Source organism: Nitrosopumilus sp. S4, from assembly GCF_054515835.1.
This window is the reverse complement of the sequence record NZ_CM137258.1, coordinates 38921-58548: the sequence shown is the minus strand read 5'-3', so window position 1 is coordinate 58548 and position 19628 is coordinate 38921. Positions and strand designations below refer to the sequence as shown.

Here is a 19628-nt window from a genome sequence, read left to right as displayed (position 1 = left end):
TTAGAATAAAAAATTATTTTCTAATTTTATAGATGATAATTGCAGGAGCCACAAAATACATTCCAACATTCATTAGAATAATTCCAATTCCATATGAAATCATTTCAGATTCAGAATTAATATCTGCATAATTTAGAATTGATAGAGTTGATAACATTGGAGTAATTGAGAGTTTAACAATTTCTTTAAAAATTGGAATTTCTCTTTCTAGATCTGCTATTGTAGGTGAAAATGAATAGTATAATTGATTAAATCCACTCATAAATACAGTTCCCGATTTTGTTGATAGTATAGTATTGTCTCGTAGTTCCCTTAATTGTTGAACTTGAGGGGCTAATTCAGAACCAAATGTTGCAGTTGCAATTAAACAACCACCCCCTTCCTGAAATGATTCAGGATTAGTAGATTCATCAACTAGTATTTCAAATGAATCTATAGTTTCATCAAATCGAGGAAGTTGTGAATCAAATTCATTTACTCCATTGCTATATGCTAATGTGTAAAACTTTTCATTGCCATAAACCATTATTTCTTTAAATTTAACATTAAAGAATTGATCACCAGAAGAAAAATTTCCTATGGCATCAATAGAATATGCTTCATTTCCGTCAATAGTTATTCTTCCTTGTGAGATAATATTCAGTTGGCCTGAATCAATAACAGGTTTGATTGTTTTTTGTTTTTCAGCAATTAATTCATTAAATGTTCTTTGATTAGTATCTTGAACAGTTAATGAAATTACAGGATTAATTTCTCCTGTCTTTGGTCCAACAGCCACTACATCAGGAGAATTTTCTTGTGATTTATCAGGTTCTTGTAATAACCATCCCTCAGGAATGCTAAATGAGATTTCATGTTGAGTGCTTTCAAATTTTTGATTTCCAGTAGATGGAGTTGGTTCAGAATCAGTACGCTCAGGTTCAGATAATTCTAAAACATTTGAGATCTCAGAGAGATTCATAATTGAGATTTTTATGATTCTGGCCTTTTCAACATCTAATGGTGCATCTCTGTCATTAGTTTCAACTGCGGCAATTTTATCCAAAGTTTCAAAACTTTCTTGAGTTATTATTCTACCAAAAACAGTGTATTGTCCATCTAGGAAATTAGAATTTTGATGAACTATGAAAAATTGTGAACCAGCACTGTTTGGATCAGGGGATCTTGCCATTGAAACAATACCTCTATTGTGTTTAATAGAATTAAATTCTGCATCAACGTTTTCAGATGGTCCACCAATTCCCCAAGTATTTGGATCTCCGCTAATTGTATTTGGATCTCCACCTTGAATCATAAAGTTTGGAATAATTCTATGAAAAAGGGTTCCATCATAAAATTCAGATTCTGTTAAACTGATAAAATTTTCAACGTGTTTTGGAGCATCTTCTGGAAAGAACTCTATTACAATTGTTCCAAGATTTGTTTCCAAAACTGCTACTTTGTCATCACTTTGTGCAAATGCTTGATATCCTAAACTGCTAAAAAATATTGAAAATATCGCAAGTAATAATATAATCTTCAATATTTTTTTTCAAATCTGCTTACATAAAAGCCAATTGTATTAGTTTTTAACAAAGCCTAGTAAATCACCGATATGGACCCTGATGAAAAGATTCAGGCACATTTAGTTTCAGTGTGGAGAGAATCCAAAAAATTCTTTTCTATTGGTGGAAAGGAGGGCATGTTGGTCTTAACTGATAAACATTTGATGTTTATTCATAAAACTGAAGCCAAGATAAATTGGTGGAAAGCAATAACGCAAAGACAAGTTGTTAATTTTATCAAATCAAAAAACACCATGATAACACATGATGGATATGATGAGGATGAATTGATGAATGATGTTGAAGATAAACGAAATATAGTATTGGCATTTGATGAAATTTCCAGTATAGATTTTCAGGAAAAAGATTGGGGAACTAGTCTTCTGTTAGAATATGAGAAAAATGGAAAACAAGAGAAATTTCAATTTTCAATTGCTCAAGATTGGGTAAAATATCCTGCAAAAGAGCCTACAAAATACATGAAAGTGGATTGGAAACCCTTTGTGCAATATATTAAAGACAGGCAGAAATTTACAAAGTAAAATTGGGAAAAATTTATGCAGTAGGTGTTGGTCCAGGTTCACCAAAATATGTAACTGAAATAGTAAAAGAAGTCATTGAGAATTGTGATATAGTAATTGGATACAAGTATACTCTAAAGACTATTGAGCACCTAATTGTAGGAAAGGAAGTTTTTGAGATTACAATGAGTGATCAAGAAGAATCATATCAAAAAATTTTACCAAAACTAGGAGATAGGAAATTAGTAATTCCATTTACAGGAGATGTAAATTTTTCAGAATCAGAAGTTGTAGACAGACTAATAGAAATTTTTGGAGAAGTTGAGATAATTCCAGGGATTAGTTCTATCCAAGTTGCTGCTTCAAAAGCACAGGTTCCTTTGGATAAATCCAAAGTTATTACAATGCATGTGACTACTCCAATTGAAGATAAAAAATTAGAATTACAAAAAGCACTAATCGATGGGTTTAGTGTAGTGTTAGTACCAAGACCATGGCCAAAACAACCAGACAAACATTTTATGCCATCTGAAATAGCAAAGTATCTACGAAATCATAATTTTGATACCGAAAAAATTAAGGTTCATGTTTTTGAAGCAATTACTACTGAAAACGAAACTTGTTTCGTGGGAACCGTCAAAGAACTAGAAGATAAAGAATTTTCAGATTTGTCGGTAATGGTCTTTAATCAAACTAGTCTTGATTCATACATGAATTATAGATGGCAGTGGGAAAATTAATTTCCTAAATTATTGCCTTTTCCAAGAATTAGACTATCAGAATTTGGAAATACATAGGCAACTATTTTCATCCAATCATAATTAGGATCATACAGTCTATAGAAACCCGCATCACTAAAGGTAATACTTACAGATTTTCCAGGTTCTATAACATCTGTAGAAATTCTTCCATCTGGAGTAAATGGATTGTGACGATCATTATAATTTTCAGTTCCACTAATTATTTTATGAGAAACTGTATCATCATTAACTATTTTTATTGTAGCACCAGGTTGGACTGAGATTCTGTCATGAGAAAAGTATCCTAATCTAAGAGGAGAGGAAATGTTTTGTGAGGAAGATGTTTGAGCTGAACCAATTCCAATGTAACTATTAGAAGTGCCTTTTGATGCTGCCCCTTTAAGAATATGAATGGTTAGATCTGAAGTAACTTCAGATGATGTAGGGGTAGATTTTATTTTAATTAAAGAAGATAGTTTTGCAGTGTAAATAATTTTGTAAGATTCATCAGGAGTCGTTATTCTACCTGAAAATCCATAAACTGTTCCATCTTTGCTTTCCTCTACTAATCTTCCAAAGAAACTGATTGTAGAATCAAATCCATTTTGGCTTTCAACTTTTCCATTTAGTCTGATATATTGTCCTTCTCGTAGGAATTTACCTTCTAATTCTGAAATTAATAATTCATCATCATCTAGCGTGATAAAACCGTCTTCTGTTACAAAGTTAATTGTACTTCCTTTTTGATTTTGAGAAGAAATTCCAAGATCAATTTCTGAAATTTTGATAAAATTCTCAGTAACTGCAAATCCAGAACCTTCTAGAAGAAATGCATTATTTGGTGAAATCTCGGCAAATGATTCATTGATAAAATATCCTGAAGAAATAACTAAGACTGCTAAAATTGTTACTGCTGTATACACTACATTACTGTCCATTAATTTGGTTTATAATTTACTACTAAATTTTTTTAGACTGTTTAGGCAAATACGCTGGAAACTAGAGATTAGAGTTCAGGCAATAGTAGCCCATCCTCTTGTGCCATTTCAATCATGTAAAATTCCAAGTAGCCGCCTGCTAAAAGCAATGCAATTACAATTCCAATTTCAATAATGGTTGGTTTGATAAATTGATTTAATGAAATTTTTTTAGAAATTGCTCTAATCAAAATAAAACTCCTTGAAATCCCTAAAGAATATGCAGTTAGTTCCATCAATCCAAATGGAGATAAGAATAGGATTGTGAGAGGGGGAATGTTTGCCAACATTGGTGCAGTGGTAACAATTGAAGCAAAAGCATATCCAGTAGACCATGCTGAGAACAACCCCCAAGCAACACCAAATCCAGGGATAAACATGGGTAATGCAATAGTTGTGTTATGTGTAAATATTCCAAATGCATCAATATCTAGAACTAGATCTTCAAATTCTTTCATGAATGCTTCTGCTTCTTCTTGACTAATTGTAGAAAGCGAACCGATTTGGAAAGTAGCTGCAAAAATTCCTAAAAAAATAAAAAATACAATTATCCTTTTTTTATCCACATTTTATTTCTAATTGAACATTATTTGAGGGTTGGTAGTCAGGCGCAGATTTAATTAAATGGTATAATATTTTTGAATATGAAAAAAGAGCTTACTTTTGCATTAAACTATGCTTTAAACAAAGGATTTCAAATTCATCCAGATGCCTTTAAAATTTTAGAAAATGTTGATGTTAAAAAATTAGAGAAAATAATTAAGGAAATTGTAAAAGAAAAAACCAGGCAAAAATTATTTCAGATTAACCAGAATGATTTAGAAACATATCTAGGAATTAAAGAAGATTCGACAATCCAAAATAATGTTGAGATAATATCTGAACCAAGTGGAAAAATTACAACAGGTGAGGGAGTAAAAGGGTATAATGCCTTATTTTCTAGTCGATTTAACAAGCTAAAAAGAATAGTCTCCGATAGGCCTGAATCTAGGATGCTCAAATCAATGGCTTCAGTAAAAACTGCCAAATCTGATGATGATATGTATGTGTGTGGTCTTGTAACCCTAAGAAATTCTGAGAGAAATATTACAAAGTTAATTCTAGAAGATCCATCAGGCTCATTTGAAGGGATAGTTTTTGATGAAGAATTACAAAAAACAGCTGGAACTTTGTTAACAGACCAATTTGTAATGGCCAGAGTAAGTTTGGGTAAAAATGCTGGATTCATCATCAAGGATTTGATTCTTCCAGATATTCCGGATATGGCTAAGACTAAATCAGAAACAGAAGCGTATGTGGTTTTTTTGTCGGATCTTCATATTGGAAGTAAGTATTTCATGGAGGAGGAATTTTCTCAGTTTGTTTCATGGATATCAAGTCCAGATCCAGTAGCACGAAAGATTCGATTTGTATTAATTGGTGGTGATGTAGTAGACGGGGTTGGAATATACCCTAATCAGAATAAAGAGCTTACCTGTCAAACTATAGAAGAACAATTGCTTAAAGTAGAAAATTTGATTGATAAGATTCCAAAAAATGTAAAGATCATAATTATGCCTGGAAATCATGATCCCGGAAGGAGAGCGCTTCCACAACCTGCAATCCCTAAAAAATACAACTCAGGTTTATGGGAAAGAGAAAATGTGATTATGGTTGGAAATCCTGCAGTGGTTTCATTAAATGGTGTTAAAGTAATGATGTTTCATGGTCAAAGTATAGATGATATTGTAAAAACTACACCTGGTCTTAGTTATGATAAACCAACTAATGTGATGAAACATCTGCTAAAAGCACGACATCTAAGTCCAATTTATGGTAGTCAAACCCCCATAGCTCCTGAAATGGAAGATCTTTTAGTAATTGAAGACGTTCCTGATATCTTCCATGTAGGTCATGTACACCGGGCTGAATTGGATATGTATAAGGGGGTATTATTGGTAAATTCTGGTTCTTGGCAAAAACAAACTCCTTTTCAGGCAAGTGTTGGGATGACCCCAAATCCAGGAATTGCAATTTTAGTAAATTTAAAAACCTTTCAAGTATTTCATGAAAATTATAATTCTAATCTAGACAATATCTTGCAAAGTTAGATCGTCTTTGAATGTTTTTTTGATAGTTTCAGATGATATAGTAAGTTTGTATTTTTTTGTCCTACCATGAATGCCTTGGTGGACTAATCTTCCATTAATTATTCCAGAAAGTTCTATTTCACTAAGCATTTGTGTAATTCTCCTCTGAGTCAGTTCATCACGTCCAACTGTTTTACAGAGACTTTTGTATAATGAGTAGATTTCACCAGTAGAAGAACCATTTGCCTTCATAATTGCTAAAATTACGAGTTTCTCATGTAGGGGATATGATTTGAGTGATGTTTCTTCTTTATTTTCTTCAATTTTTAGGGAGGCTTCTCTAACATGGTCAATTGTTACTTTTTCTGATGGTTCTCGTTCAGCAATTTCTCCTGCAACTCGAATTAGGTCAATTGCTCTTCTAGCATCCCCATGTTCTCCTCCAGCAAGAGCAGCGCAGAGATTCAGTGCTGGATCCTCTACTGAATTTTCAATAAAGGCTTCTGAAATCCTTTCTTCAAGAATTTTTTTGATTTGTTCAACATTATAATTTGTAAAGACTACCTCTTCTTCCCCAAGGCTGCTAATTACCCTAGGATCTAATTTTTCCTTAAACGTAAGGTCATTTGAAATTCCAACAAGAGTAAGTGAGCCTGTCTTTAATCGTTCATTTGCCCTTGTTAGTTGATATAGGATATCTTTGCCTGTTTTTGAGACTAGTTGTGCCAGATAATCAATCTCATCTATGACAAAGATTGCATTAAGTCCTTTCTCATCAATTTTGTTAAGGAGTCTTTTGAATACCTCACTAATAGCAAGTCCAGTAGACGGAAGTTCTTTTTCATCCAAATCTAATTGCCTTCCAAGACTTACTAATAATCCATAGAGGGTTGTTTCCTCTTTAGAATTTGAATACACTAATTTTATTGGAAAGTTTGATTTTTTTACACGTTCTTGGATTTTTGATAATACTTTTTTGACAACTAGTGTTTTTCCAGTTCCTGGTTTGCCATAAACAAGAAGATTTGATGGTCTTGATTGTTTTAGGATGGGTAATAGAGATTGTGTAACCTGTTCTTGTTCAGTGTTTCTATGTTGGATAGTGTTTGGAATATAGGTAAAATGAAGGATATCTCTGTTTTTAATAATGGATTTTCCAGATTCAGCTGCATCAAGTAATCTATCAATCGGATCAGACATACTCACACACCTTTGTTTCCTCTCAAACTAATCATACTCATATCTAAATAAAGAGAGTATAGAATAGAATAGTTACTCTAGTTTAGTTTGTAATTAATTATTTTTAGTTAGTTTTAGATTTTCTTTTAAAAAAAATAAATTAAAAAAAATAGAGTGGAAATATTGGTGTGTGGGTTAATCCTGAAAAGAGGTTAGGTTAACAGTTTTGTTAAGTATTAGTTAAGAAATCTCTAAAAAAACCCTTTTTGACCCCTTTATTTCCATTCCAGGCGTTAAGATAGACGTTAACAATGTTAATATCTTAATCCTAACCCCTTCATTTCCACTCCAGGCACGAAATATCCCTAATATTATATGAGTTTTTACAACCTTTTGTTAATAACAAAAATTGGCCCAGGCGTGGGCTAGGCAGTCAATGTTAACAAACCACTTAGTTAACAAATATTTTCGGATCAATTGAACTGTTAACGTCTGATCATTTAGATCTCAAAGATGGCTAAAAAACGGATTAGAATTGATATGGAAGACTCCGATGGAGCTCGTTATGATATCAAATTAGAGGGAAATGTAACTAGAGATAAAGTCTTAAAAATTTTTGAAATGATGGATTTGATGAATATTGAAGAAGAGCAAGAAGCAACAAACATGGATTCTGTTGGCTCTAAAATTTGGTATATTGTAGATAAATTCTTCCCAATGGGCAAGTTTACCTCAACCAATATTCTTGAGAAATTTGAAGATGAATTTAATGAACCAATTAAACTAAGTATTATCTCCACTTATCTGTCAAGATTTTCTTCAAAAGGTAGGGTTGATAGGACAAGAACTGGTAGAGAATGGACTTATCAGACCATTAAAATCCCTCAAAAACAACAATAAAAAATCAAGAAATAATCACTTTTCTTACAATCAATCTATCTTTTCCAAGAATCATCTTAACATATTCGCCTTTTTGAATGTCCATAAATTTTCTAAATTGTTTAGGAATGGATATGGTGCCTGCAGAGGTGATCTTTACTAAAACCTCATTTTCTTGAACAGACATATTATTACTATAAATTAATAATATATATAATTTATTAAAATATATAATTTATAATTAATTATAAAATCAGGCTGATTTTCCATAAATCAGTCATAAAAAATAATATTTTCTTTCTAAAAAATAATTAAACTACTGTTGGATTTACCTCAACCTTTCCAATTTTAGATTTGCCTTTATCTGTAATTGAATAAGTGTAGGGTTTACTTTCAGTATTTCGTTGTACATAACCATCATCAAATAACTTCTTCATTAACCTAGAAGTGTGTTCTCTACTCTTTTTTAATGTGATTTGTATGTCACGTGATGTCATAGGCTTGGTTGTGATTTGATGCAACACAAAATCAACGGGGTTTGTGTAGTCTGAACTAGGTGTTTTAGGCGTGGAAATTTCTTTTTCAATAGTTGGTGTAATTGTTGGTACCTTCTCAACAACCTTTTCCTCATTATTTTTCTGGGTTAATTTTTCTAAAATTTCCTTTAATTCGATGTTCTGTTCCTCTGGTTTTTGTTCAATTCCTTGTATTTCTAAGGCATCTAGGCGTATTTTCATATCAATTAACTGTCTTTCATAATATTCTAATCGTTCAGCCTGTGATACATCAGTTAACTCTGCCTTTGTTTTGATAAACGGACGGATTTTAAAATAAAAGTACAATCCACCTAATCCTACTAAGAATGCCAAAATCACACCTAAAATCACTTCAGGATCAGGAATTTCAACTAACATCACAACATTAACGCCTGAATCGTGATTTATCGTGATTGAACAACAAAATTTCACACTTTAGATTAACAATCTCACACACATCATCACAATGATTATAATTGGAATCTAACTTTTCTTATCACACACATCACATACTACATGCCTGACGAATGAGCCTATCAATCACAGATATCACTTCATCTTCTCTTTCCGGAAAGATATCACTCTCATTTATCACACTAATTTGCTCTGATAGTTTAGTAATCACATCAATATCATCTGGCAAAAGTATGCCTAAACCACGAAAAAGGATAATTGAGTAAAACAATCCAATTAATTTCTCTCTAGATTGCCCAACTTGCCTGTAATAGGCGCCTCTACTAATTGTAAAGTTAGATTCTAGAATATTCTTCTGATTTAAAATAATTTCAATTTGTCGTTCAGTAAACAGTGATTTTTTGATAATTTTCTTAATAATGTTGTTAAAATTAGATCCTTCAACTTCTTCCATAGCTATACAATTCTGTATACAGTTATTCCAATTAAACTTTAAAGAGTCATTTACAAACCTCCATTATGGCTGGAAATAAAACTGAATCATTCCTAAAATCAGAATTAAAAAAGAAAAAGGCATTATTATTCGTATTAATCGACTCTGAAGTGTCAAATTTAGAAGCCTCAAGTAAACTTGCAAAAGATGTTGAAAAAATTGGAGCCTCTGCAATACTTGTAGGTGGCTCATCTGCTACAGATCAAATTGAAATGTCTAAAGTTGTTAAAGGAATTAAAAAAGGAATTAAAATTCCTATAATTCTTTTCCCAGGCAATGTTACAGGAGTTGTTCCTGATGCAGATGCCATACTGTTTAGCTCATTAATGAACTCTGAGAATCCTTATTTTATTACTCAGGCACAAGCATTAGGTGCACCAAGTGTCCTAAAATTTGGCTTAGAGCCACTCCCAACTGCATATTTGGTAATAGGAGATGGAACATCAGCATGGTTTGTAGGATCAGCTAGGGGAATACCATTTGAAAAACCCAAAATTGCTGCAGCATATGCATTAGCTGCCCAATTCTTAGGGATGAGATTTGTATACTTAGAAGCAGGCTCAGGTGCAAAAACCAATGTTACTCCTGAAATGGTAAAGACAGTTAGACATGTATTTAATGGCTTTCTGATTGTCGGGGGTGGAATTAGGGATGTTAAAACTGCCCAAAGCTTGGTCAAAGCAGGAGCTGATGCTTTAGTTATTGGAACCTTCCTCGAAAAAGGAGGAAGTATCAAAAAACTCCATGAAATAGCAAAAGCAATTCAAAGAAGCAAGCAATAATGTTGTATTATGTCTGAAAATGACGCTATTTCCCGTATTAGTGGTATTAAAATGCCTGCATATTATCAAGACTATTACTCAAACTTATCCACTGAGACTTATTCTATTTTTGAACATGCAGCAAATGCAAAATCTAGCCTTGTAGATTCATCTGGAATTATTGAGCCTAAAATTGCATTTGATCTTGCAGATAGAGTTGCAAAGATGCACGAAATTGATATTGCAGAACCATTAAGGGAACTTCTAAAAATTAATGGAAAGGAACTTTCTGCATTAATTCTATCAAAAGAAATTGCTTTAGGAAAATACACTCTTCCTGATTCATCATTAGAAGAAAAACTTGATTTGGCAGTTCGTGTTGGATTAGCAATTGTAACTGAAGGGGTTACAATTGCACCACTACAAGGCATCAGTGAAGTTAAGATAAAGAAAAACAAAGATGGTTCAGATTACCTCTCAGTTTCAATTGCAGGCCCTATGCGTTCAGCAGGAGGTACAGAATCAGCAGTAACTATGTTAATTGCTGACCATGTGAGAAAAACAGCTGGTCTTTCTAAATTCCAAGCAAACTCATTTGATGATGAAACAGGCAGATTTGTTGAAGAATTAAGAATCTATGAGAGAGAAGCAAGTAGTTTTCAATTCCATATTTTAGATGAAGACATTGAACATGTAATTTCTAATCTTCCAGTTGAATTAGATGGTGTAGATACAGATCCTTATGAAGTTGTAAATCACAAATCCATGGTTAGAATCAAAACTGATAGAGTTAGAGGAGGAGCATTAAGAGTATTAAATGACGGTTTGATTGGCAGATCTAAAAAACTACTCAAAAGAATTGAACTGTATAATCTAGATGGATGGGAATGGCTTAACGATCTGAAAGGAGCAGTTCAAACCGGAGACAATCAAGAGGATGCAGCAGCAAAAAGAATGCGTGAAGTAATCACAGGTAGATCAGTTTTATCTATGCCTAACAAATTAGGAGGATTTAGACTTAGATATGGCAGATCTTGTAATACGGGATTTGCTGCAGTTGGAATTCATCCTGTAATTGCAGAGATTTTAGATCATACAATCGCAGTAGGAACTCAGGTTAAAATCGACATTCCTGGAAAGGGAGCAACTGTAGCATTTGTGGATTCAATTGACACTCCAATTGTTCGTTTGAAAAATGGAGATGTTGTAAAAATTAGAGATGTAAAACATGGAATAGAAATCAAAAAAGAAATTGAAAAAATCTTACATCTTGGAGACATTCTAATTTCATTTGGTGATTTTCTTGAAAATAACGCTCAACTTGTTCCTTCAGGATATGTTGAAGAATTTTGGGTTGCAGAATTAAAACAAAAAATTCAAAAATATGAACCAGATGACAAACACCTATCTCAATTTTTAACTAAAATCCCAACATTAGATGAAGCTATCAAACTATCCCTTGATTTCCAAATCCCTCTACATCCACATTATCTGTATTTTTGGGATAAGATTTCCTCAGAAGAGCTGTTTGAACTTTTAAAACCAAATAAAGTAAGTGATGAAACAATCGAATATCCAACTCAAAGTAAAAAAATTCTGGAAAAACTAGGAGTTCCACATAAAATTAAAAATGAATTAATTTTATTAGAAGAACAGGAAGCTAAAATATTTTTTAATTTACTTTTTAGGGAAAAACCAACAATTGATGAATTATCTGTTCCACAAATTTTAACAACCTCATCTGGAATTCAAATTAAAAATAAATTTTCTACTTCAATTGGTGTTAGAATTGGAAGACCTGAAAAAGCAGCTGCAAGACAAATGAAGCCTCCAACACATGTCTTATTTCCAATTAGTGATAAAGGTGGACCAACTAGAGATCTTCTAAAAGCCTCTAGAAATGAGCATTTTTTTACAAACATCTACAATCGACACTGTGAACAATGTAACGAGCCTTCCATTGGAATAAAATGTTCAAAATGTGGAATTAAAACATCAATTACCTATAGATGCTCAAATTGTAGAGATACACTAAACGAACCATATTGTGAAAAATGCAAAAGAAAGGCTCAAGCACATTCACATAAAGAATTTCCACTAAAAGCAAAACTACTCTCAGCACAAGAAAAAATTGGATTACGTGCACAAGAACCATTCAAAGGAGTAAAAGAGCTTATCAATCAAGATAGGATTGCAGAACCATTAGAGAAAGGATTAGTACGACAAAACAATGGGCTGACCGTTTTCAAAGATGGAACTGTAAGATTTGACGCAACAAACTCACCTTTAACTCAGTTCAAACCTTCATGGATTGGAACATCAATTGAGAGACTCATAATGTTGGGTTATACTCATGATATTGAAGGAAAACCTCTTGAAAACGCAGATCAGATTTTAGAACTTAGAATGCAAGATGTAATAATTCCATATGATAGTGGAAAATATCTTGTTTCAACATGTAAATACATAGATACACTTCTGGAGAAATTCTATGGAAATTCCCCATTCTATAAAGTAAGGAATATTGAAGAATTAATAGGACATCTAATAATTGGTCTTGCTCCACATACTTCTGTTGGTATTGTAGGAAGAATTATTGGTTATACAGAAACTCATGTTTGTTTTGCAACACCAAATTGGCATTCAGCAAAAAGAAGGGATGCAGATGGTGATGCAGATTCAATAATGCTCTTAATGGATAGTCTTCTCAACTTCTCCAGACAATTTCTTTCTGATAGAATTGGTGGGTTAATGGATGCACCATTACTAGTACAACCTCTCGTTTTACCTCATGAATCTCAACCACAAGCACATAACCTTGAAGTAACAAAATCTTTACCACTTGAATTTTTTGAATCAACTCTTCAACAAGTAAAAGCATCAGATGTAACAACAGTGGAAATTATTAAATCACGACTTGAAACTGAAAGACAATTTTATGATTACTTTTTTACTCATTTTACTACATCATTAACAACTTCAAAATCACGTAGTGCATATTCTACACTTGGTTCAATGCTTGACAAATTTGATATGCAAATTAAAAATGCTGAATTAATTGATGCAGTTAACACTTCAGAAATTGTATCAAATGTAATTTCAACACATCTTGTTCCAGACATTATGGGAAATCTCAGAGCATATGCTAGACAGAACTTTAGATGCACAGGATGCGGAAAATCATATAGAAGAATGCCCTTAATTCAAACATGTATTTGTGGCCACAAACTAATTCCTACCATAACCCGAGGATCTGTGGAAAAATATCTAAAACTAGCTAAGAGACTAGTTGAAAAATACGATGTTAGTGAATATCAGAGAGGAAGAATTCATGCTCTATCTGATGAAATTGAATTAGTATTTGGAAAAAATCAAGGCGACCAATCACTTCTAACTGATTACGCCTAATTCTATCTTAATTTTACGTACTCATAAGCACCCAATTTATTATCAAAACAGAATTTGACTTTTTGATAATTTTTTCTAAGGGCCTTTACTTTTGCAAGAATCTTTTTTGGATCCTTTTTCTCAATTACAACTTCTTTAATGAAAGAAGCAATCTCTTGCATCTCGTTCTTTTTCATTCCAAGACGTGTTATCTCTGAAACTCCTAATCTGATTCCACCTGGATGGAAGTAATTTCGTCCAGCTTTAATATCTCCTGGAATTAATTGTCTGTTAACAATAATGTTTGCTTTTTCTAAATCTGCTTCTACCTTTCCACCATCTGAATAATCTAAAACATTAACTGCAATTTGGTGAGATTGTGTAAAGCCTTTACTTTCTCCTAAAACTTTGAAACCCATATTATTTAGTGCCTCAGCAAAAAACTTTGCATTTTTAATTACCTGTGTAGCATAATCTTTTCCAAACTCTAATGCTTCTGCAAAAGCAACAGCTTTTCCAGCCATATGGTGAATGTGATGACTACTTGTTAATCCTGGGAATGTTGCTTTCTTAATTTCTTCTTCATGTTCTTTAGAACCTAACACTAATCCTCCTTGAGGTCCAAACAATGTTTTATGAGTACTCATAGTCATTGTATCGGCTCCTTCTCTAAGCGGATCTTGGAATTTACCTCCAGCGATTAAACCAGCAACATGAGCTGCATCATAATTAATATGCATATCATAACTCTTTAGAAAATCTGATAATTCCTTTACTGGATGAGGAAACAAGAATAATGAACCACCAAACATTGCCATTTTTGGAAGTCGATTTTTTTGTTTTAGTTCTTTGACTTTTTGTTTTGTTTTATCCACATCAATCGTCATTTCTTCTGCATCAAATGGATAGAATTCAATTTCCAAACCATGAACTAATCCTGCAGTTCCAGAATGTTCTTTTTTTCCATGAGAAATATGACCTCCTGCAGGAATTGATGGGGCTAACATTATGTCCCCCGGATTTGTAAAAGCTGAATAGATTGCTAAATTTGCAACAACTCCAGAAATTGGTCTAACATCGGCAAATTTTGCTTTGTAAAGTTTTTTGGCTAATTTCATGCACTCAAATTCTACATCATCAATGTAGACACATCCAGCATAAACTCTCTCCCCAGGCCAACCTTCAGCATATCTGTTACCAAAATCAGAAATTGTGGCCTCTCTTACAGCCGGACTTGGAATATTTTCACTGGCAATCAAAGGAATGGAATTTTCAAACCACTTGTGATGTTCTTTTAATTTGCTGAAAATTTTATCATAAGATTCCTTATTAGCTGATTTAGCCATATTTGGCAACTTTATTTTCCCAATTTAAAAACACCGATGATACTTTCAAATTTCTTCCTATGATCTGGAAGGTATAAAAGGGGAATCTGGAGTTTTTGCATCTATGGGCATGCAAGCAACATCCAAAGGAACTATGCCGGTTGTTCTTCTAAAGGAAGGCGGTTCTGAGACAAAAGGTAGAGATGCACAAAAAAACAATATTGCAGCTGCCAAAATAATTGCTGAAATTGTCCATACCAGTCTAGGCCCAAGAGGCATGGATAAAATGCTAGTTGATTCTCTAGGTGATGTTACAATAACAAATGATGGTGCTACTATTTTAAAAGAAATTGACGTTCAACATCCAGCTGCAAAAATGCTTGTTGAAATTTCTAAAACCACAGACAATGAAGTTGGAGATGGAACCACATCTGCTGTTGTTTTAGCTGGCGCACTTCTTGAAAATGCTGAATCTCTAATTGATCAAGATGTACATCCAACAATTATTGTAGATGGATATAGAAAAGCTGCAAAAAAGGCAAAACAATTTCTTGAAAGTATTGCAGATACAATTACTCCTAATGATAAGAATATTCTTACAAAAATTGCAAAAACCTCAATGCAGACTAAACTAGTAAGAAAAGATTCTGATTTACTTGCTGAAATTATTGTAAAATCTATTCTTGCAGTTGCTGAAAAAGAAGGTGAAACATATGATGTTGATATTGATGATATTAAAGTTGAAAAGAAGGCAGGTGGCGCCATTAAAGATTCTATGATTATTCAGGGTATTGTCCTTGACAAAGAAGTTGTTCATGGAGGTATGCCTAGAAAAATTACTGGAGCAAAAATTGCATTAATTAACACAGCACTTGAAATTAGTAAAACTGAAACTGATGCAAAAATTAACATTTCAAATCCTCAACAACTAAAATCATTTTTAGATGAAGAAAACAGAATGCTCAAAACAATGGTTGACAAAGTTATTGGTTCAGGAGCAAATGTAGTTTTATGTCAAAAAGGAATTGATGATATGGCACAGCATTATCTTGCTAAAGCTGGAATAATTGCAGTTAGAAGAATTAAAGAAAGTGATCTTACAAAACTTTCAAAAGCAACAGGTGGTAGAATCGTTACCAATCTAGATGATCTTTATGAAAAAGATCTTGGTGGTGCAGAGATTGTTGAAGAAAGAAAAATTGAAGAAGACAAATGGGTTTTCATTGAAGGATGCAAACATCCAAAATCAGTTACTTTACTTCTTCGTGGAGGATCACAAAGAGTTGTTGATGAAGTAGAACGTTCAGTACATGATGCTTTAATGGTTGTAAAAGATGTAATTGAAAAACCACAAATTGTAGCTGGTGGTGGAGCACCTGAAACCTATGCAGCAACCAAACTTAGAGCTTGGGCAAAATCATTAGAAGGAAGGGAACAATTAGCTGCAGAAAAATTTGCTGAATCTTTAGAGGCTATACCTTTAGCACTTTCAGAAAATGCTGGAATGGATCCTATTGATACACTAACTCTTCTTCGTTCAAAACAACAAAAAGGAGAAAAATGGACTGGTATTGATGTTATGAAAGGAAAAATTGCAAATATGAAATCAAGTGATATTATTGAACCATTAGTTGTTAAACTACAGATTGTCTCCGCTGCTGCAGAAGCTGCATGCATGATACTTAGAATTGATGACGTTATAGCTACTCAAAAATCAGGTGGAGGACCACCTGGTGGAGGAGAAGGTGGAATGCCACCTGGTATGGGTGGAATGCCACCTGGTATGGGTGGAATGCCACCTGGTATGGGTGGAATGCCTGACATGGGCGGAATGATGTAAAATTTTGGAAATATTTCAAAAGTTTATTTGATAACTGAATTTACGAAAAACATTGAATAAAACTTCATCAAAATTTCTAACTGGATTCAAATACGTTTACTTGGTTGCATTTTTTGCATTACTAGCAGGATTCTTTCATCCATTAATTACTAACACTAGTTTTGATGGTGTAGTAATTGGGGTTTTAGTTCTATTTGTAGGTCTAGCTGGAGCAGTTTTGTTGTACAAGGCTGCAACATCGGAGAAGAAAAGAGAAATTTATCTTGGAATAGGATTTGGACTAATTGCTATTTCATTATATTATATTTTCCAACTTACTGGAAGAACCTAAACATCAAAGTATAGATAAAATTCATGTGGGTGAGGCCTAATGGCTATTTCACGTTGATCTCTTCTTTCTAATTCAATAATTTTATCAATCACATCATTTGTAAAAATTGGATTAAGGAATTTTCTGTCACTCTCAAGTTCATCTAATGCTTCACCAAGACTCTTAGGAAGTACACCAATTCCTCTTTTTGCTCTATCTGATTTTGTCATCTTAAAGATATCGTCACGTACTTGTTCTCCAGGATCCATTTTCTTTTTAATGCCATCCATACCAGCTGATGTAACTGCTGCAAATACTAGATATGGATTTGATGAAGGATCAGGCGCTCTGAATTCAAGTCTTTTTAGATGTGCATATTCTCTACCTGTAAGATGTTTTGGAACTCTTACAATTGCGGATCTGTTTCCTGAACTCCATGCAATATATGCAGGTGCTTCATATCCAGGTACTAATCTATGGTATGAATTAGTAGTAGGATTACAAATTGCAGAAAGTGCTTTTGCATGATTTACAATTCCACCACAAAAATATCTGCCAATCTGACTTAATTCAATTTCATCATCAGGATCAAAGAATGCATTCTCTTTTCCTTTCCACAAACTAACATTAACATGCATTCCAGAACCTGAATCCATAGCAATTGGTTTTGGCATCATAGTTGCTACTTTTCCATATTTCTGAGCTACATTCCTAATGACATACTTGTAGGATTGTGCAGCATCAGCAGCATTAGTCATGTAATCATATTTGATATCAATTTCACATTGTCCTGCAGTAGCAACTTCATGATGATGATTATCACATAATATACCAAAATTATTTTTCAGTATGTTTACACATTCATTTCTATAAGGTGTAAGAGTGTCTGATGGTGTACTTGGATAATATCCTTCTTGTAACCCCATTGGATATCCATTTCCTTCTTGACTCCACGGTGCTTCTTTAGATTCAATTGAATATGATTGCCCTTTGTATGGTGTTAAAACATCCCAATGTACCTTATCAAAAACAAAAAACTCGACTTCTGGACCCCAAGTGCTAAAATCATATCCTTGACTCTTGATAAATTCTTCAGCTTTTTGAGAAATACCACGTGGATCCCGTGATAATCTTCCTCTATTTTCTCCCCAATAAACATCACAAAGCATACGAGCAGTTTTGTTTTCTGTCATCCATGGAATTATTGCAAATGTATTTGGATCTGGTTTTAAGAGTAAATCTGAATCATCAATTGTAGTAAATCCAACTATTGACGATCCATCTAATTTTGGTAATCCATCTCTCATTTGTTCAGGTGTAAATGTATCAGCTGAAATTGTTGTGTGATGAAAATGACCTGTTAAACCTGTAAATTGTAAATCGATAAATTGTATTCCCTCATGTTGTATTCTGGAGAAAACTTCATCTGGTGAGTATGTTACTTGTATTGCTTTACCATGGCTAACTTTATAGGGCAATTCTGTTCTTCAATCAAACACAAATACATCGGGGATTTAAGGATTAGGTAAGAAATGTCTGAATCAAATCAAATTGATATCAACTCATTACATCATATAGTTTTAAGAGAAACTGAAAATGATTCCTTATTAGAAATTGAACCAAATTTTTACATAAATCTTGCCGATTTTATTGGAAATTTAAGAAAACAAGAATTTGATGGAGTAGAAAGCAAGATTAAAGATACTATGATAGAAATGGCAACTGAATTAACTTCATTACTAATTCAAATTAGACTGGACAAAATCTCTAAATCTTCTGATTATGAAATAGGATTTCTTTTAGATGAAGAAAAATACATTCTAGATTCTCAAGAAGAACAAAAAGAACGAATTGAAATGATTCTCTCAGCTACAATTAATGGTAAATCAAAATTTCTTGAATCCTTATCACAAAATCATAAAACAAAAAAAATTGTTGTAAGATTTCTCAAAGAAATAGATGAAATTGTAGGCGCAGATCTGGAAAAATACGGTCCTTTCAAAACTGAAGATATTGCTACAATCCCATACGAAAATGCTCAGGCACTAATTTCTAAAAATATTGCAACCAAGGTACGCTGGGAAGATTAGATAAAAATTACACCAACAAAGTAGTCTATCATGTCCCATACTGGAGTTGATGTAATTGATTTCCTTTTTTACACAATTTATCCAGTAATTGGAATTTTTATTGTTGAAGCAATTAGCAGATTAATCAAAGCCCCAAAATGGGTAAAACTTTGGACACAAGCAATTGTATCGATTGGATTTGGAATTTACTATTGGTTTGTGTTACCTGCACCACAAAATTTTCCATTAACTGCAATGGTCATGTTTGCTCTTGCAATTGCTCTGATTTATCAGGGAAGACGTGCAAAAATATCACCAGACAAAAGCCCTTACTGATTTTAAAATCTACCAAAAAGTCGTTTAAGAATATTTGGTCTGTTTCTTCCTCCATCTCGAATTACTTTTTTCTCTCCAAATCTTCTTGCTCTAATTTGGCTAAGTTTTACACACCTATGTTCCTCTGGAAGTCTATGTTCTGAACAAAATGGATCTTTGCAATAATTACATTGAAAAGGTAAATCAGTTAAATCACCACAATAAGCACATTTTTCAGATTTCACAACTTAAGTAATCATTTTTCTTTT

The 19628-nt window shown here is 33.0% G+C and carries 20 protein-coding genes; 10 read left to right on the top strand and 10 right to left on the bottom strand.

The genetic code is table 11. The features are described from left to right. Nucleotides 1–13 precede the first annotated feature (13 nt). Nucleotides 14–1522, bottom strand: a complete 1509-nt coding sequence (locus tag ACX119_RS00345; protein ID WP_459351186.1) for a peptidylprolyl isomerase — start codon at nucleotides 1520–1522, stop codon at nucleotides 14–16. A 72-nt stretch (nucleotides 1523–1594) separates the two neighbouring features. Here ACX119_RS00345 and ACX119_RS00340 point away from each other — a divergent pair, with 72 nt between their 5' ends. Further along, nucleotides 1595–2086, top strand: a complete 492-nt coding sequence (locus ACX119_RS00340; protein WP_459351185.1) for a hypothetical protein — start codon at nucleotides 1595–1597, stop codon at nucleotides 2084–2086. Nucleotides 2087–2088: 2 nt separating this feature from the next. Further along, the gene (gene cbiE / locus ACX119_RS00335; protein ID WP_459351184.1) at nucleotides 2089–2805 is read left to right on the top strand and encodes a precorrin-6y C5,15-methyltransferase (decarboxylating) subunit CbiE; all 717 of its coding nucleotides are present in this window, start codon (nucleotides 2089–2091) and stop codon (nucleotides 2803–2805) included. On the opposite strand, the gene ACX119_RS00330 is transcribed toward cbiE, so the two are convergent. Further along, entirely contained in the window at nucleotides 2802–3743 is a 942-nt protein-coding gene (locus ACX119_RS00330; RefSeq protein ID WP_459351183.1) for a cupredoxin domain-containing protein, read from the bottom strand. The genes cbiE and ACX119_RS00330 overlap by 4 nt on opposite strands. 68 nt (nucleotides 3744–3811) lie before the next feature. Further along, nucleotides 3812–4348, bottom strand: coding sequence for a stage II sporulation protein M (locus tag ACX119_RS00325; RefSeq protein ID WP_459351182.1), 537 nt, complete (start codon nucleotides 4346–4348; stop codon nucleotides 3812–3814). A 78-nt stretch (nucleotides 4349–4426) separates the two neighbouring features. Between ACX119_RS00325 and ACX119_RS00320 the strand changes: the two genes are divergently transcribed. After that, the gene (locus ACX119_RS00320) at nucleotides 4427–5872 is read left to right on the top strand and encodes a DNA-directed DNA polymerase II small subunit (protein ID WP_459351181.1); all 1446 of its coding nucleotides are present in this window, start codon (nucleotides 4427–4429) and stop codon (nucleotides 5870–5872) included. On the opposite strand, the gene ACX119_RS00315 is transcribed toward ACX119_RS00320, so the two are convergent. Further along, nucleotides 5849–7051, bottom strand: a complete 1203-nt coding sequence (locus ACX119_RS00315) for a Cdc6/Cdc18 family protein (RefSeq protein ID WP_459351180.1) — start codon at nucleotides 7049–7051, stop codon at nucleotides 5849–5851. The two genes, ACX119_RS00320 and ACX119_RS00315, sit on opposite strands and share 24 nt — an antisense overlap. 492 nt (nucleotides 7052–7543) lie before the next feature. On the opposite strand from ACX119_RS00315, the gene ACX119_RS00310 reads away from it, so the two are divergent. Further along, on the top strand, nucleotides 7544–7930 hold the full coding sequence (locus ACX119_RS00310; RefSeq protein ID WP_297594184.1) for a hypothetical protein: 387 nt from the start codon (nucleotides 7544–7546) through the stop codon (nucleotides 7928–7930). 4 nt (nucleotides 7931–7934) lie between these two features. Here ACX119_RS00310 and ACX119_RS00305 read toward each other — a convergent pair whose 3' ends face one another. From ACX119_RS00305 to ACX119_RS00295, 3 genes are all read right to left on the bottom strand, one after another. Continuing rightward, entirely contained in the window at nucleotides 7935–8096 is a 162-nt protein-coding gene (locus tag ACX119_RS00305; RefSeq protein WP_459351179.1) for an AbrB/MazE/SpoVT family DNA-binding domain-containing protein, read from the bottom strand. Between the two features lie 124 nt (nucleotides 8097–8220). Then, nucleotides 8221–8823, bottom strand: a complete 603-nt coding sequence (locus ACX119_RS00300; protein ID WP_459352037.1) for a winged helix DNA-binding protein — start codon at nucleotides 8821–8823, stop codon at nucleotides 8221–8223. Nucleotides 8824–8950: 127 nt separating this feature from the next. Beyond that, complete coding sequence (locus ACX119_RS00295; protein WP_459351178.1) at nucleotides 8951–9313, bottom strand: hypothetical protein; 363 nt, start codon at nucleotides 9311–9313, stop codon at nucleotides 8951–8953. Between the two features lie 65 nt (nucleotides 9314–9378). Here ACX119_RS00295 and ACX119_RS00290 point away from each other — a divergent pair, with 65 nt between their 5' ends. Beyond that, nucleotides 9379–10134, top strand: a complete 756-nt coding sequence (locus tag ACX119_RS00290; RefSeq protein WP_459351177.1) for a phosphoglycerol geranylgeranyltransferase — start codon at nucleotides 9379–9381, stop codon at nucleotides 10132–10134. Between the two features lie 51 nt (nucleotides 10135–10185). Beyond that, nucleotides 10186–13521, top strand: a complete 3336-nt coding sequence (locus tag ACX119_RS00285) for a DNA polymerase II large subunit (RefSeq protein WP_459351176.1) — start codon at nucleotides 10186–10188, stop codon at nucleotides 13519–13521. 2 nt (nucleotides 13522–13523) lie between these two features. Here ACX119_RS00285 and ACX119_RS00280 read toward each other — a convergent pair whose 3' ends face one another. Then, nucleotides 13524–14846 (bottom strand): serine hydroxymethyltransferase, encoded by a 1323-nt coding sequence (locus ACX119_RS00280; protein WP_459351175.1) that lies wholly within the window; start codon nucleotides 14844–14846, stop codon nucleotides 13524–13526. 103 nt (nucleotides 14847–14949) lie between these two features. Between ACX119_RS00280 and thsB the strand changes: the two genes are divergently transcribed. Together thsB and ACX119_RS00270 are read left to right on the top strand one after the other, a co-directional pair. Beyond that, entirely contained in the window at nucleotides 14950–16665 is a 1716-nt protein-coding gene (thsB, locus tag ACX119_RS00275; RefSeq protein WP_459351174.1) for a thermosome subunit beta, read from the top strand. 52 nt (nucleotides 16666–16717) lie between these two features. Next, nucleotides 16718–16996 carry a hypothetical protein gene (locus tag ACX119_RS00270; RefSeq protein ID WP_459351173.1) on the top strand — a complete coding sequence of 93 codons (279 nt, stop codon included), beginning with the start codon at nucleotides 16718–16720 and terminating at the stop codon, nucleotides 16994–16996. On the opposite strand, the gene glnA is transcribed toward ACX119_RS00270, so the two are convergent. Further along, nucleotides 16993–18453: a type I glutamate--ammonia ligase gene (gene glnA / locus ACX119_RS00265; protein WP_459351172.1), complete on the bottom strand. Its 1461-nt coding sequence runs from the start codon at nucleotides 18451–18453 to the stop codon at nucleotides 16993–16995. The two genes, ACX119_RS00270 and glnA, sit on opposite strands and share 4 nt — an antisense overlap. Nucleotides 18454–18507: 54 nt before the next feature. Here glnA and ACX119_RS00260 point away from each other — a divergent pair, with 54 nt between their 5' ends. Next, a complete protein-coding gene (locus tag ACX119_RS00260) occupies nucleotides 18508–19065 on the top strand; it encodes a DNA replication complex subunit Gins51 (RefSeq protein ID WP_459351171.1) in 558 nt (185 codons plus the stop codon). 30 nt (nucleotides 19066–19095) lie between these two features. Next, nucleotides 19096–19380, top strand: a complete 285-nt coding sequence (locus ACX119_RS00255; RefSeq protein WP_459351170.1) for a hypothetical protein — start codon at nucleotides 19096–19098, stop codon at nucleotides 19378–19380. A 2-nt stretch (nucleotides 19381–19382) separates the two neighbouring features. Here ACX119_RS00255 and ACX119_RS00250 read toward each other — a convergent pair whose 3' ends face one another. Beyond that, nucleotides 19383–19604: an AN1-type zinc finger domain-containing protein gene (locus tag ACX119_RS00250; RefSeq protein ID WP_459351169.1), complete on the bottom strand. Its 222-nt coding sequence runs from the start codon at nucleotides 19602–19604 to the stop codon at nucleotides 19383–19385. Nucleotides 19605–19628: the final 24 nt, after the last annotated feature.

Excerpts from the sequence above, each read along its gene's own strand:
- ACX119_RS00340 (WP_459351185.1), top strand. The coding sequence starts at position 1,595 with ATGGACCCTGATGAAAAGATTCAGGCACATTTAGTTTCAGTGTGGAGA.
- ACX119_RS00330 (WP_459351183.1), bottom strand. The coding sequence starts at position 3,743 with ATGGACAGTAATGTAGTGTATACAGCAGTAACAATTTTAGCAGTCTTA.
- ACX119_RS00320 (WP_459351181.1), top strand. The coding sequence starts at position 4,427 with ATGAAAAAAGAGCTTACTTTTGCATTAAACTATGCTTTAAACAAAGGA.
- ACX119_RS00315 (WP_459351180.1), bottom strand. The coding sequence starts at position 7,051 with ATGTCTGATCCGATTGATAGATTACTTGATGCAGCTGAATCTGGAAAA.
- ACX119_RS00310 (WP_297594184.1), top strand. The coding sequence starts at position 7,544 with ATGGCTAAAAAACGGATTAGAATTGATATGGAAGACTCCGATGGAGCT.
- ACX119_RS00305 (WP_459351179.1), bottom strand. The coding sequence starts at position 8,096 with ATGTCTGTTCAAGAAAATGAGGTTTTAGTAAAGATCACCTCTGCAGGC.
- ACX119_RS00300 (WP_459352037.1), bottom strand. The coding sequence starts at position 8,823 with ATGTTAGTTGAAATTCCTGATCCTGAAGTGATTTTAGGTGTGATTTTG.
- ACX119_RS00295 (WP_459351178.1), bottom strand. The coding sequence starts at position 9,313 with ATGGAAGAAGTTGAAGGATCTAATTTTAACAACATTATTAAGAAAATT.
- ACX119_RS00290 (WP_459351177.1), top strand. The coding sequence starts at position 9,379 with ATGGCTGGAAATAAAACTGAATCATTCCTAAAATCAGAATTAAAAAAG.
- ACX119_RS00285 (WP_459351176.1), top strand. The coding sequence starts at position 10,186 with ATGCCTGCATATTATCAAGACTATTACTCAAACTTATCCACTGAGACT.
- ACX119_RS00280 (WP_459351175.1), bottom strand. The coding sequence starts at position 14,846 with ATGGCTAAATCAGCTAATAAGGAATCTTATGATAAAATTTTCAGCAAA.
- thsB (WP_459351174.1), top strand. The coding sequence starts at position 14,950 with ATGGGCATGCAAGCAACATCCAAAGGAACTATGCCGGTTGTTCTTCTA.
- ACX119_RS00260 (WP_459351171.1), top strand. The coding sequence starts at position 18,508 with ATGTCTGAATCAAATCAAATTGATATCAACTCATTACATCATATAGTT.
- ACX119_RS00255 (WP_459351170.1), top strand. The coding sequence starts at position 19,096 with ATGTCCCATACTGGAGTTGATGTAATTGATTTCCTTTTTTACACAATT.